The sequence below is a fragment of the Streptomyces canus 299MFChir4.1 genome, assembly GCF_000383615.1.
GTDB classification, from domain to species: domain Bacteria; phylum Actinomycetota; class Actinomycetes; order Streptomycetales; family Streptomycetaceae; genus Streptomyces; species Streptomyces canus_C.
In genome coordinates this window covers 132,427-145,115 of record NZ_KB911582.1, presented here as the reverse complement: position 1 = coordinate 145,115, position 12,689 = coordinate 132,427, and the positions used below count along the sequence as shown (strand labels likewise).

The following is a 12,689-nucleotide window of genomic DNA, read 5'->3' as shown; positions in this document are numbered from 1 at the left end:
GTCTGCGGTGTGCGCCCTTCCCGGTGGTCCGCAGTGGGGGTGTGCCTGCCCCGTCGGGCTCGCCGACCGCACCGCGTTCCGGCTGCCGTGTCTCCGGTGTGCGCCCTTTCCCGGTGGCCCGCAGCAGAGGACATGCGCCCGCCCCCCTCGCCCGGCCCGTACAACCCGTCCCGTGGCGGTCCTCCCCGGATGCTTGAATTCCCCCGTGACTGACTACGACGTGCTGCGCGTCTTCTGTGCGCCGAACGGTGGCTACGGCAATGAGCTGGGGGTCGTCCGTGAGGGGTCCGTGATGCCGGACCGGGACGAGCGACAGGCGTTCGCCGCGAAACTCGGGTTCAGCGAGACCGTGTTCGTCGACGATCCCGAGCGGGGCGTCATCGACATCTACACGCCCTCCGTACGGCTGGCCTTCGCCGGATACCCGTGTGTCGGGGCCGCCTGGCTGCTCGACGTGCCCGAGCTCGTCACGCCCGCCGGGGTCGTCGGTACCCGGCTGGACGGGGAGTTCAGCTGGATCGAGGCGCGGGCCGAGTGGGCGGCGCCCCGGACCTTGCGGCAGTACGGCAGCGCCGCCGAGGTGGACGATCTGGCCGTCCCGGCGCCGGGGGCGTGGATCTACGCCTGGGCCTGGGAGGACGAGGCCGCCGGACGGATCCGGGCCCGTGGCTTTCCCGGCCGGGGTGACGGTGTCGAGGAGGACGAGGCCACCGGTGCCGCCGCTCTCCAGCTCACCGCCGAACTGGGGCGAGCCCTGAACATCGTCCAGGGCGCCGGCTCCCAGATCCTCACCGCCCCGCAGCCCGGGGGATGGGTCGAGGTGGGAGGACGGGTCTTCCTGGAGCGCTGAGCCTCGCGCGGACAGCGGGGGGAGGGGGCCCTGTCGGTAGAAATGTCCAAGAAAGGACCCGTCCCCCAGGGGACGGGTCCAGGACCTGCTACGGCAGCGTCAGGATCTCCGCCCCCGTCTCCGTCACCACCAGCGTGTGCTCGAACTGCGCCGTCCGCCTGCGGTCCTTCGTGACGACCGTCCAGCCGTCGTCCCACATGTCGTACTCGTGCGTCCCGAGCGTCAGCATCGGCTCGATCGTGAACGTCATGCCGGGCTGGATGACCGTCGTCGCGTGCGGGCTGTCGTAGTGCGGGATGATCAGGCCGCTGTGGAACGAGGAGTTGATGCCGTGGCCCGTGAAGTCCCGGACGACTCCGTAGCCGAAGCGCTTGGCGTACGACTCGATCACACGGCCGATGATGTTGATCTGGCGGCCCGGCTTGACGGCCTTGATCGCCCGGTCCAGGGACTCCCGGGTCCGCTCGACCAGCAGACGGCTCTCCTCGTCGACGTCACCCACCAGGTACGTCGCGTTGTTGTCGCCGTGCACCCCGCCGATGTACGCCGTCACGTCGAGGTTGATGATGTCGCCGTCCCGGAGCACGGTGGAGTCCGGGATGCCGTGGCAGATCACCTCGTTGAGGCTCGTGCACAGCGACTTCGGGAAACCCCGGTAGCCGAGCGTCGACGGGTAGGCGCCGTGGTCGCACATGTACTCGTGCGCCACCTTGTCCAGTTCGTCGGTGGTCACCCCGGGAGCGATCAGCTTCGCGGCCTCCGCCATCGCCCGCGCCGCGATACGGCCGGCGATCCGCATCGCCTCGATCGTCTCCGGGGTCTGCACCTCCGGACCCGTGTACGGCGTCGGCGCGGGCTTGCCGACGTACTCGGGGCGCCGGATGTTTCCGGGCACGGAACGGATGGGGGACAGCTCCCCGGGCACGAGCAGCGACTGGCCAGACATGCCGACGAGTCTATCCAGCGGCTATGGGGGAACATGACGGTGGCGAGAGGAGCAGGTCATGCCCTTGTTCAAGAAGCGTGCGGTCGGCAAGCCGGGCGAGTGGTTCTACTGCCTGGAGCACAAGACGGTCGAGGAAGGGCCCGAGTGCCCGGCCAAGGACCGCATGGGGCCGTACGCGACCCGGAAGGAAGCGGAGCAGGCGATGGAGCTGGCGCGCGAGCGCAACCTCGAGTGGGAGAACGACCCCAAGTGGCACGACGCCCCCGCGAGCAGCGAAGACAGCTGATCACGCCTCCATGGGGGTCGGCGCGGCTGCCTCGCGTTGCTTGCGCAGCCGCGTCGCGTGCTCGTTCGTGCGCACGTCGTACGACATCAGCCTCGGCAGGCACAGGGCCAGCAGGCCCACGGCGCCCGCACACAGCAGACCGCCGGACCAGACCGACGTCCGCACGCCCCACCACGCGGCGAAACCGCCGGCCCTGACCTGGCCGACGGTCGGGCCCACCGAGTACGACAGCAGCTCGATCCCGGCGAGCCGCCCGCGCAGCTCGTCCGGGATCGTCTGGTTCCACATGGCCCCGCGGAAGATCCCGCTGACCATGTCGCAGCCGCCGGCCACGGTCAGGAACAGCAGCACCAGCCATACGTCGTCCATGACCCCGGCCGCCGCGATCGCCACGCCCCACAGGGCCGCCGACAGCACCACCATCCGGCCGTGCCGGTGGACCCGGGACGTCCAGCCGCTCATGAGGCTCACCAGCAGGGCGCCGAGCGGGATGCTCGCGTACATCAGACCCAGCGACCACCGCGCGTCCAGTTCGTCCGCGAGGAACGGCAGCAGGGCCAGCGGCATCGCCAGGAACATCGCGGCGAGGTCGACGGCGTAGGTGCCGAGGAGTTCCTTGCGGCTCCAGGCGTACCGGGCGCCCTCCGCGATGGCCCTCAACGACGGCTTGGCGGCCTCGTGGGAGGCGGGCGAGGACGCGATCCGCGCGACGAGGACGACGGAGACGGCGAAGGTCAGCAGGTCCGCGCCGTACGCCCAGCCCAGGCCCGCGTAGGCCACCACCACGCCCGCCAGCGCCGGGCCCGCGACCCCGCCCACCGTCCAGCGGAAGGAGTTCAGCGAGGCCGCCGCCGGGAGGTGGTCGTGGGCCACGATCCGGGGCCACAGGGAGTCGAGCGCGGGACGCTGCACCGAGACCAGGGCGGAGGACAGGGCGGCGACGACGTACAGCGGCCAGACGGCGGGGTGCGGGAACAGCGCGTTGAGCAGCAGGGCCGCGCTCAGCAGACCCTGCCCCACCTCGGTCCACACGATCAGCTTCCGCTTGTCCCAGGCATCCGCGAGCGCGCCGCCGTACAGGCCGAAGACGAGGAGCGGGATCAGCTCCACGGCCCCGATCGCGCCCACCGCCGCCGCCGAGCCCGTCAGGTCCTTCAGCTGGACCGGCAGGGCCACGAAGGTCAGGAAGCTGCCGAAGTTCGAGATCAGCCCCGAGTACCACAGCCGCCGGAAGTCCCGGGAGGCCCGCCAGGGGGCGAGGTCGGGGAGCATCGCGCGCAGGCCGGAAGGGGGTGCGGGGGCGTCGTCGGTCACGAGCCGCCATGGTCGGGGGAGGCCTCCCGGTCCGCAACTGCTTTTCCGCGGCTACCAGCGGGCCGGAGGCGGTGCCGTCAGCTGGTCGGCCAGTCTCGACAGCCGGTCCCGGAAGCGCCGCCGGCCCCGGGGCGTGGGGACGGCGTTCTCCCCGGCCGCCGCGCTCACCAGGTGCTGCACGGTGTCCAGATCGAGGTCCGTGCCCTCCGGCACGGCCAGTGACTCGTGGGCCATCGCGGCGAGTCCGTCCTCACCGGGGCCGAGCGAGAGGACCGTCGCGCCGGCCCGCCGGGCGTCATGGACCTGCTCCAGAAGCGGGGCGCCCGGCCGGTCCGGGGACACCACCAGCAGGGTCTCGCCGCGCCGGGCCGCCGCGAGCCGGCCCGGCCCGACCGACAGATGCGCGGGGTCGGAGGGGCGCGCGTCGTGGCGTACGAGAGTGGGGGCCAGCTCCGGTGTGCCCGACCAGGCGGCCTCGTCGACCAGGTGGGCCGCCAGATGCCACGGTTCGTACTCCGGCGTGCCGACCAGGAGCAGTCCGCCGCCGTGCGAGACCACCGAGCCGCGCAGCACGCCCGCGAAGCGTCGCGTGGCTCCCAACCACTCGGTCCCGGCGAGCACTTCGCGCAGCAGCGCGACCCGTACGGCGTCCATGGGGCCGCATCCTGCCGCACCCGGGCGGGCGCGACCCGCGGTTCACCCCGGATTCGCCCGAACCGGGCAGGGCTCGGGCCGGCCGCCGGCGTTCGCCGCCGGGTCGCCGCCGGTCCGTGAACCCGCTCACCCGACCGGCCGGGACGGGCGGGGCGCACGTAAAGTCGGCGCCATGACCTCTAGCGACAGTGCTGCACAGAAGGCTCCCGCCAAGGACCCGTGGGACCTTCCCGACGTCTCCGGGCTCGTCGTCGGCGTCCTCGGCGGGACCGGGCCGCAGGGCAAGGGCCTCGCCTACCGGCTCGCCCGCGCCGGGCAGAAGGTGATCATCGGCTCCCGCGCCGCCGACCGCGCGCAGGCCGCCGCCGAGGAACTCGGGCACGGGGTCGAGGGCGCCGACAACGCCGAGACCGCGCGCCGCAGTGACATCGTGATCGTCGCCGTGCCGTGGGACGGCCACGGCAAGACCCTGGAGTCGCTGCGCGAGGAACTCGTCGGCAAGCTCGTCGTCGACTGCGTCAACCCGCTCGGCTTCGACAAGAAGGGCGCCTACGCGCTGAAGCCGGAGGAGGGAAGCGCCGCCGAGCAGGCCGCTTCCCTGTTGCCGGACTCGCGGGTCACCGCCGCCTTCCACCATCTGTCGGCCGTGCTGCTCCAGGACCCGCAGGTCGAGGAGATCGACACCGACGTCATGGTGCTCGGCGAGGAGCGGGCCGACGTGGAGATCGTGCAGGCGCTGGCCGGCCGTATCCCCGGCATGCGCGGCATCTTCGCGGGCCGGCTGCGCAACGCCCACCAGGTGGAGTCGCTGGTCGCCAACCTGATCTCGGTGAACCGGCGGTACAAGGCCCACGCGGGGCTGCGGGTCACGGACGTCTGAGCCGATGGGGGACACTGGACGCCGTAGCGCAGCAGTGTCCCCCTGACAGGAGCCCGTGGAAATGCCCCGCCTAGCCCTCTACGCCCTCGCCGTCTGCCTCCTCGCCGTGGCGGCGGCGGTCGTCTCCTTCGCACAGGGCAGCTGGCTCGGGGTCGTGTGGGTGCTGCTTGCCGGGCTCTCCTCCAACATGTGCTGGTACTACTTCAAGCGGGGCCGGGTCACTCAGGTCCAGAAGCGGTAGAGGCTCCAGCCGAACGAGGCCTCCCCGGGGTCGACCTGGAGTCCGCGCAGGACCGCGTCGACCAGGTCGAAGAACACGCTGTTGACCTGCGGCACCCACAGCAGCGCGAACACGAACAGCAGGCCGAAGGGCGCGAACGGTTCGATCTGGCGCTTGATGCCGCGGGAGAGCCAGGGCTCGATCACGCCGTAGCCGTCCAGGCCGGGGACCGGCAGGAAGTTCAGGATCGCGGCCGAGACCTGGAGCAGGGCGAGGAAGGCCAGCGCGAAGCGGAACTCCAGCGGGACCCCGTCGAGGGCGTCCAGCCAGAACGGGGCCGTGCAGGCGATCGCGAACAGGACGTTCGTCAGCGGGCCCGCCGCCGAGATCAGGCTGTGCCGCCAGCGGCCGCGGATCCGGTCGCGCTCGATGAACACCGCGCCGCCGGGCAGGCCGATGCCGCCCATGATCACGAAGATGACGGGGAGCACGATGCTGAGCAGGGCATGGGTGTATTTCAGAGGGTTCAGCGTGAGGTAGCCCTTGGCGCCGATGGTGATGTCGCCGCTGTGCAGGGCGGTGCGGGCGTGCGCGTACTCGTGCAGGCACAGGGAGACGATCCAGGCGCCGGTCACGAACAGGAACACGGCGACGCCGGGCTTCTCGGCGAAGCCGGTCCAGGTGGCCCAGCCCGTCACCGCCGTCACGGCGCAGATCCCGAGGAAGACGGGGCTGATCCGCCGGTCGCTGTGGCGGGTGGTGGCGGTGGTCATGGGGCTCCCTGGACTGGACACGCGCGCGGTGGGACTGCCCGACGGTACCGGGCACAGGGGAAAACGTCTTGGGGTGGGGCGGGGGTTCCACCTGCTGGTCCTTGAAGTCGGTTGAGTGAGCGTAACCATGCATGAGTGAGTGTCGTTGTCAGAGCGTGAATCTGACGGAATGGGCGAAGACGCAGGGCGTGCATCCGCAGACCGCGTATCGCTGGTTCCGTGAGGGGACGTTGCCGGTACCGGCTCAGCGGGTCGGGCCACGCACGATCCTGGTGAACATCGACGCGAACACCACACCCGAGGCCATCGGCGGTCTGGGCCTGTATGCCCGCGTGTCCTCACACGATCAGAAGACCGATCTGGAACGCCAGGTCGCTCGCCTGTCGGCGTGGGCGGCGCAGGCCGGTCACCGAGTCGTTCGTGTCGAGGCGGAGATCGCTTCCGGGATGAACGGCTGCCGGTCCAAGGCCCGGCGTCTGCTGGCCGACCCGAACGTGACCACCGTGGTGGTGGAGCACAAGGACCGGCTCGGCCGGATGAACGTCGAGCTTGTCGAGGCCGCCTTGTCCGCAATGAGCCGTCGCCTGCTGGTCCTGGATGACGGTGAGGTCGAAGACGACCTGGTGCGGGACATGGTGGAGGTGCTGACCTGGTTCTGCGCCCGCCTGTACGGTCGCAGGTCGGCGAAGAACCGCGCCCGCAAGGCACTGGAAGCCGCCGAACATGGCTGACCTCCGCCCGATTGCCACGCCGTTCGTGGCTCTCGGCCCGTCCGGTGTTGCGATCCGGGCCCGGCTGAAGGACCTCACGTCCGAGGATGAGAAGGTTCTGCGCTTGGTGGGTGCGCACCTTGGCTCGCTCGCCTCGAAGGACCTCAAAGCGCGTTGCGCGGACGGCCTGGAGCACTCCACCGAGTCATGGGCGGCCCGTAAGCGGGACCTGACAGCCGAGTCGTCGTCCAGGTGGGCCGGGTCGATCACAAGGGCCACGCATGACCAGTGGGCGCTCGCCCGGCGCGGCCAGGCCGCGCACGTGCAGTCTCTCGAAGCCGGTATCACGACGATCCGGCACCGGCTGTCGCTGCCGGTCGGTCACCAGGGCACGAAGCGGGCTCCGGGCGGCTACCGCTCCGCGCACGAGTGGTTTCACAAGACACGACGGCTGCATGTGCTGGAGGACCGGCTCGAGAAGGTTCGGGCCGACCGAGAAGCGGGCCGGGTGCATGTCGTGCGTGGCGGCAAACGTCTGCTGGGCACCCGTCACCACCTCGCCACGGCGCAGCTCACCAGGGCCGGGTGGCGTGAGCGGTGGGAAGCCGAGCGCTGGTTCCTCCAGGCGGACGGCGAGTCGGGGAAAAGGTTCGGCAACGAGACGGTCCGTATCACGCCCGAGGGCGAAATATCGATCAAGCTCCCGACCCCGCTCGCCGACCTGGCGAACGCCAGGCACGGCCGGTACGTACTAGCTGCGAAGGTACGGTTCCGGCACCGGGGGCAGGAGTGGGCCGACCGCGTGGAAGCCAACCGGGCCGTGGCCTACCGCATCCACTACGACACGGGACGCGGACGCTGGTACACGGACGCCACCTGGCAGATCTCACCTGCCAGGACCCTCCCGCTCGAAGCCGTTCTTGCCGATGGCGTGATCGGCGTGGACACCAACGCCGACCACCTCGCCGCATGGCGCCTGGACACGCACGGCAACCCGGTCGGCCGGCCGCGCCGGTTCTTCTACGACCTGTCCGGCAACGCCCAGCACCGCGATGCCCAGTTACGGCACGCCCTCACACGGCTGCTGAACTGGGCCAAGACTTGCGGCGTCAAGGCAATCGCGGTCGAAGACCTCGACTTCCAGGCCGAGAAAACCAGAGAGAAGCACGGGCGCAAGCGTCGATTCCGGCAGCTCATCTCCGGCATGCCGACCGGCAGGCTCCGCGCCCGGCTGACTTCCATGGCCGACGCCACAGGTATCACGATCATCGCCGTGGACCCGGCCTACACCAGCAAGTGGGGCGCACAGCACTGGCAAAAACCGATGGCGGGCCCCACCCGTAGGACCACCCGGCACGATGCGGCGAGCATCGCGATCGGACGACGCGCCCAGGGACACCCGATCCGGCGACGGACGACACCGCCCCGTGCACACCAGAGCGATGTGCACGGGCATCGGACCGTCCAGGCCGACCGGCGTGCCCCTGGGCGCGAGGAAACCCGCCCCCGCTTCCCCGGACCACGGACACGATCCGTGCCGCCGGACGCGGCGAGTACGCGGGCGACCAGGACATCCAAAACCGTTCGGGGTGTCCGCAGTGACCAGTTATGGGTCCAAGACTCACTCCTGCTCACTGATTAGGAACGGTTCCATGGAAGGCTGGGGACATGGGGCTCTGGCACGTGTTCTACGCGGACTGGCAGATGGAGTGTTGCGGTACGCCCTTCTCGGTGGGGGAGGAGGTGGGCTGGCCGCTGCTGCTCCACGCCCCGGACGACGTGCTCGGCGGCGGCTGGGACCACCACCTCAGCGAGCTCTCCGGGCCGGTGGAACAGCGTGCCGTGCGGGTGCTGCGGGACGGGAGCGGCCTGGTCGTGGGGGTGGCGGAACATGTGCCGGTGCCGAAGGACTCTCGGGGGTTCGTCGGGCTGCTCACCGTCGAGACGCACGGCGGGCGCCTGCCCGAGGTGCGGGGACGGGTGCGGAGGGTGCAGGTCGTGACACAGGAGTACGGCAGGACGGAGCCGGGTTCGCGGACCTGGGAGCCGGTGCCGGGGCGACGGTCGCTGCGGTCTGTGGACGCGTGCCCGAAGTGGTTCGAGGGCGGTGGGGGTGAGCGGTCCGAGGCGGGGGTCCTGGCCACGCTGGAGGTCCCGGGCGGGGCGTGAGCCTTCCGGCGGTCGGCCTCTTGTGGGGGGCCTCGGCAGGGCACCCGGCCGGGGCGGACCTGCCTCGGCAATCGGGCCGACTCCGGCACTGCGGCCGGCCTCGGCAATTCCGATCAGCCCCGGCAGTCCGGTCGGCTTCGGCAGCCCGGCAATCCGGCAGCCGGCACCCAAGCCGGCCCCGGCGCTCCAGTCGACCTCTTGCTGCCGGAGCCCCGTCACCCGTCCCGCCCCCGGCACATCGACCGACCTCGGCACAGCCTCGGCAACCCGGCAGGCCAACCAGCACTCTGGCCGACCTCGGCGCTCCAGCCGGCCACCCGACACCCCGCTCCCTGAACCCCGTGACCCGTCCCGCCCCCGCCACGCCGACCGGCCCCGGCAGCCTCGGCAACCCGGCAAGCCAACCTGCACCCCGACCGGCCCCGGCGTTCCAGCCGCCCACCCGACACCCCGCCCCCGGAACCCCGTGACCCGTCCCGCCCCCGGCAGAGACAATGGACCCCGTGCGCTATCGCATCCTCGGCACCACGCAAGCACTCCGCTCCGACGGTACGGCCGTCCCGGTCGGCGGGACGCGCCTGCGTGCGTTGCTGACCGTGCTCGCTCTGCGGCCCGGCCGGACCGTCCCGGTGAGCCTCCTGGTGGACGAGGTGTGGGACGGTGACCCGCCCGCCGACGCGACGGGCGCGGTGCAGGCGCTGGTGGGGCGGCTGCGGCGGGCGCTCGGCGCGGACGCCGTGGCATCCGTGGACGGCGGTTACCGGCTGACGGCCACGCCGGACGACATCGACCTGCACCGGTTCGAGCGGCTCGCGGGCGACGGCATGCGGGCGCTGGCCGACGGCGACCCCGCGAAGGCGGCCGTGGTCCTGGACGACGCCCTCGTCCTGTGGCGGGGCCCGGCGCTGGCCGATCTGCCCGACCGCACCGCCGAGGCGACCCGCGCCGAGGCCCGCCGGCTCGACGCCCTGCGCGCCCGTCACGCCGCCGCCCTCGCCCTCGGCCAGGCCGACCAGTCCCTCCCCGAACTGACCGCCCTCTGCGACACCCACCCCCTCGACGAACCCCTCCAGTGCCTCCGCCTGCGCGCCCTGCGCGACACGGGCCGCACGGCGGAGGCACTGGCCGCCTACGAGTCCGTACGACAACTGCTCGCGGACCGGCTGGGGGCCGACCCCGGGGCCGAACTGCGGGCTCTGCACGGGGAGTTGCTGCGACCGGAGCCGTCCCGCCGGGACTGGGGGACGGGTGGGCCCGCTGGTGGCGCCCGCGAGCAGACCCCGGCCGCGCAGACCCCGGCCGCGCAGGCCCCCGCGGCGGAGGGAACCCCGGCTCACACCACCGCACCCCCGCCCGCCGGCAACCTCCGCGCCCGGCTCACCTCCTTCGTCGGCCGGGAAGCCGACATCGATGCCATCCGGGGCGACCTCGCGACCGCGCGGCTGGTCACACTGCTCGGGCCGGGCGGGGCCGGGAAGACGCGGCTCTCGCAGGAGGCGGCCGAGGCCGTGGGGGACGTGGTGCGGGACGGGGTGTGGCTGGCGGAGCTCGCGCCGGTCGACGACCCGGACGCGGTGCCCGAGGCCGTGCTCACCGCCGTCGGGGCCCGCGAGACCGTGCTGTACGGCGCCGGTGCCGCCGAGGCGATGCGCGCCGCGGGCAGCGAGCGGCTCGACGAACCCGTCGAGCGGCTCGCCGAGCATTGCGGCCGGCGCAGCATGCTGCTGATCCTCGACAACTGCGAGCACGTGGTCGACGCGGCCGCCCGGCTGGCGGAACGGCTCCTGGAGCGCTGCCCGGGGCTGACCATCCTGGCCACCAGTCGTGAACCCCTCGGCGTGCCGGGGGAGTTGCTGCGTCCCGTGGAGCCCCTGCCCGAGCCGGTCGCGCTGCGGCTGCTCGCCGACCGGGGCGCCTCGGCCCGGCCCGGGTTCCGGGTGGACGCCGACGAGGAGACCGCGGCGGCCTGCGCGGAGATCTGCCGGCGCCTCGACGGGCTGCCCCTGGGAATCGAGCTCGCCGCCGCCCGGCTGCGGATGCTGACCCCTCGTCAGATCGCCGACCGGCTCGACGACCGGTTCCGGCTGCTCACCTCCGGCAGCCGTACCGTCCTGCCCCGCCAGCAGACCCTCAGGGCTGTCGTCGACTGGTCCTGGGACCTGCTCGACGAGGAGGAACGGGACGTCCTGCGGCGCCTTTCGGTGTTCGCCGGCGGCTGCGACCTGGCCGCCGCCGAGGCGGTCTGCGGCCCCGGCGCGCTGGACGCGCTCGGTTCGCTCGTCGACAAGTCCCTGGTGGTGGCGGCCCCTTCGGGGGACGGCGAGATGCGCTACCGGCTCCTGGAGACCGTCGCCGAATACGCCGGCGAGCGCCTCGACGAGGCGGACGGGGCCCGCGCCGACGCCGAGCGCGCGCATCTGACGTACTATCGCGAACTCGCCCGCGTCACCGACCCGTTGCTGCGCGGCGCCGGCCAACTCGGCGCCATCGAGCGCCTGGAGCGCGAGTACGAGAACCTGCGCACCGCGCTGCGCCGGGTCGTGGCCGACCGCGACGAGCAGGAAGGGCTGTGCCTGGTCCTGTCGCTGGCCTGGTACTGGCAGATGCGCGACCTGCGCATCGAGGCCCGCAACTGGTCCCGCGAGGTGCAGGGCCTCGGTCCCGACCCCTTCACCGAGCCGGTCCGCCCCGCCGCACCGGTGTGGGAGCGCTGCACGGACACCCCGCCGCCGTGGACCGGCGAGGTTCTGGAGGAGGCCAGGCGCGGCGCCCATCTCATCCATCTCGCCTGCATGGACACGGAGTTGGACGCCTGGCAGAACCAGCACGCGCAGGCGAAGCTGCGGTCCATCGCCGCCACCTACGAGCCCGGAATGGCACAGACCTGCCGGATGCCGGGCTCCCTGTGGTTCTTCGCCATCATGCTCACCGGGGACATGGACCGGCTGCGGGACGTCATCAGGGCGACCGTCGACACCTGCCGGGCCACCCCGGGCTACGAGTGGGAGCTCGCCGCCGCCCTCCAGTGGCGGGCCAATCTGCTCGCCAACCGCTCCGACTGGGCCGGCGACGCCATCCAGGACGCCGAGGAGGCGCTGGCGATCTACGAGCGGCTCGGCGACGTGTGGGGAACCGCCGAGGCGCTCTCCGCGCGCGCCGAGGCCCATGAGCGCAAGGGCGAGTGGCGGGCGGCCGCCGACGACTACGAGCGGGCGATCGTGCGGGCCGAACAGCTCGGTGCCCGCGCCCAGAAGTCCGTGCTCAACGCCCGCCTCGGCAGCGCGCTGCTGGAGACGGGGGAGGCCGAGCGCGGCGAACTCCTGCTGCGCGAGGTGATCGCCGACCAGGAGGGCGCGCGCAACGAGGCGATGCCCGCCTCCCGGATGTTCCTGGCCGGCTGGCTCGGCCTGACCGGCCGCATCCCCGAGGCGCGTGAACAACTCCGCCTGCTGCGAGAGCAGTTCGGCATCGCCCACTTCGTCATCTTCGACGCCTTCATCCTCGGCTCGGAGGCCTGGCTGGAGGCCCTGGACGGCTGCTACGAGGAGTGTCTGCGGCTGACCCGCCGGGCACTGGAGAAGTCCGAGGACCCGCTGGCCCTGACCATCGCCCCCCATATGCGCACCATGTACCTGCACACCGCCGCGCTCGCCCTCGCCGGGGCCGACGGAGGTGCCCGTGCCCGCGACGGCGCCCGCTGCCTCAGGGTCGGGGACGCGCTGCTGCCCGTCGATCACGCCCCGACGACCATCGAGCGCACCATGCGGGCCGGGGCCGAGCGCGACCTGCGCGCGGTGCTGGGCGACGCGGCCTACGACACGGCGTACGCGGAGGGCGACGGCCTCTCCGTGGAGGAGGCCGCCGCCCTGGTGTGACGCGCACCGACG

General features: G+C 72.3%; 12 protein-coding genes. 8 read left to right on the top strand and 4 right to left on the bottom strand.

Annotated elements, in window-relative coordinates; genetic code table 11:
• Positions 1 to 205 precede the first annotated feature (205 nt).
• The gene (locus tag H293_RS0100650; RefSeq protein WP_020115950.1) at positions 206 to 850 is read left to right on the top strand and encodes a PhzF family phenazine biosynthesis protein; all 645 of its coding nucleotides are present in this window, start codon (positions 206 to 208) and stop codon (positions 848 to 850) included.
• An 88-nt stretch (positions 851 to 938) separates the two neighbouring features.
• Here H293_RS0100650 and map read toward each other — a convergent pair whose 3' ends face one another.
• Complete coding sequence (map, locus tag H293_RS0100645; protein ID WP_020115949.1) at positions 939 to 1,796, bottom strand: type I methionyl aminopeptidase; 858 nt, start codon at positions 1,794 to 1,796, stop codon at positions 939 to 941.
• Positions 1,797 to 1,854: 58 nt separating this feature from the next.
• On the opposite strand from map, the gene H293_RS0100640 reads away from it, so the two are divergent.
• Positions 1,855 to 2,082: a hypothetical protein gene (locus H293_RS0100640; protein WP_020115948.1), complete on the top strand. Its 228-nt coding sequence runs from the start codon at positions 1,855 to 1,857 to the stop codon at positions 2,080 to 2,082.
• On the opposite strand, the gene H293_RS0100635 is transcribed toward H293_RS0100640, so the two are convergent.
• A complete protein-coding gene (locus H293_RS0100635) occupies positions 2,083 to 3,396 on the bottom strand; it encodes an MFS transporter (protein WP_020115947.1) in 1,314 nt (437 codons plus the stop codon). It lies immediately after the preceding gene.
• A gap of 51 nt (positions 3,397 to 3,447) precedes the next feature.
• Entirely contained in the window at positions 3,448 to 4,050 is a 603-nt protein-coding gene (locus tag H293_RS0100630) for a hypothetical protein (RefSeq protein WP_020115946.1), read from the bottom strand.
• A 172-nt stretch (positions 4,051 to 4,222) separates the two neighbouring features.
• Between H293_RS0100630 and npdG the strand changes: the two genes are divergently transcribed.
• Entirely contained in the window at positions 4,223 to 4,930 is a 708-nt protein-coding gene (npdG, locus tag H293_RS0100625) for an NADPH-dependent F420 reductase (protein ID WP_020115945.1), read from the top strand.
• Between the two features lie 61 nt (positions 4,931 to 4,991).
• The gene (locus H293_RS0100620; RefSeq protein WP_020115944.1) at positions 4,992 to 5,171 is read left to right on the top strand and encodes a hypothetical protein; all 180 of its coding nucleotides are present in this window, start codon (positions 4,992 to 4,994) and stop codon (positions 5,169 to 5,171) included.
• Here H293_RS0100620 and H293_RS0100615 read toward each other — a convergent pair.
• Entirely contained in the window at positions 5,153 to 5,923 is a 771-nt protein-coding gene (locus tag H293_RS0100615; protein WP_020115943.1) for a site-2 protease family protein, read from the bottom strand. The two genes, H293_RS0100620 and H293_RS0100615, sit on opposite strands and share 19 nt — an antisense overlap.
• A 155-nt stretch (positions 5,924 to 6,078) precedes the next feature.
• Between H293_RS0100615 and H293_RS0100610 the strand changes: the two genes are divergently transcribed.
• From H293_RS0100610 to H293_RS0100595, 4 genes are all read left to right on the top strand, one after another.
• Positions 6,079 to 6,654: an IS607 family transposase gene (locus H293_RS0100610; RefSeq protein WP_020115942.1), complete on the top strand. Its 576-nt coding sequence runs from the start codon at positions 6,079 to 6,081 to the stop codon at positions 6,652 to 6,654.
• On the top strand, positions 6,647 to 8,275 hold the full coding sequence (locus H293_RS0100605; protein ID WP_020115941.1) for an IS200/IS605 family element transposase accessory protein TnpB: 1,629 nt from the start codon (positions 6,647 to 6,649) through the stop codon (positions 8,273 to 8,275). The genes H293_RS0100610 and H293_RS0100605 overlap by 8 nt, the downstream gene beginning before the upstream one ends.
• 26 nt (positions 8,276 to 8,301) lie before the next feature.
• On the top strand, positions 8,302 to 8,802 hold the full coding sequence (locus tag H293_RS0100600; protein ID WP_020115940.1) for a DUF6578 domain-containing protein: 501 nt from the start codon (positions 8,302 to 8,304) through the stop codon (positions 8,800 to 8,802).
• 494 nt (positions 8,803 to 9,296) lie between these two features.
• Positions 9,297 to 12,677 carry an AfsR/SARP family transcriptional regulator gene (locus H293_RS0100595; protein WP_020115939.1) on the top strand — a complete coding sequence of 1,127 codons (3,381 nt, stop codon included), beginning with the start codon at positions 9,297 to 9,299 and terminating at the stop codon, positions 12,675 to 12,677.
• The last annotated feature ends 12 nt before the right edge of the window (positions 12,678 to 12,689 follow it).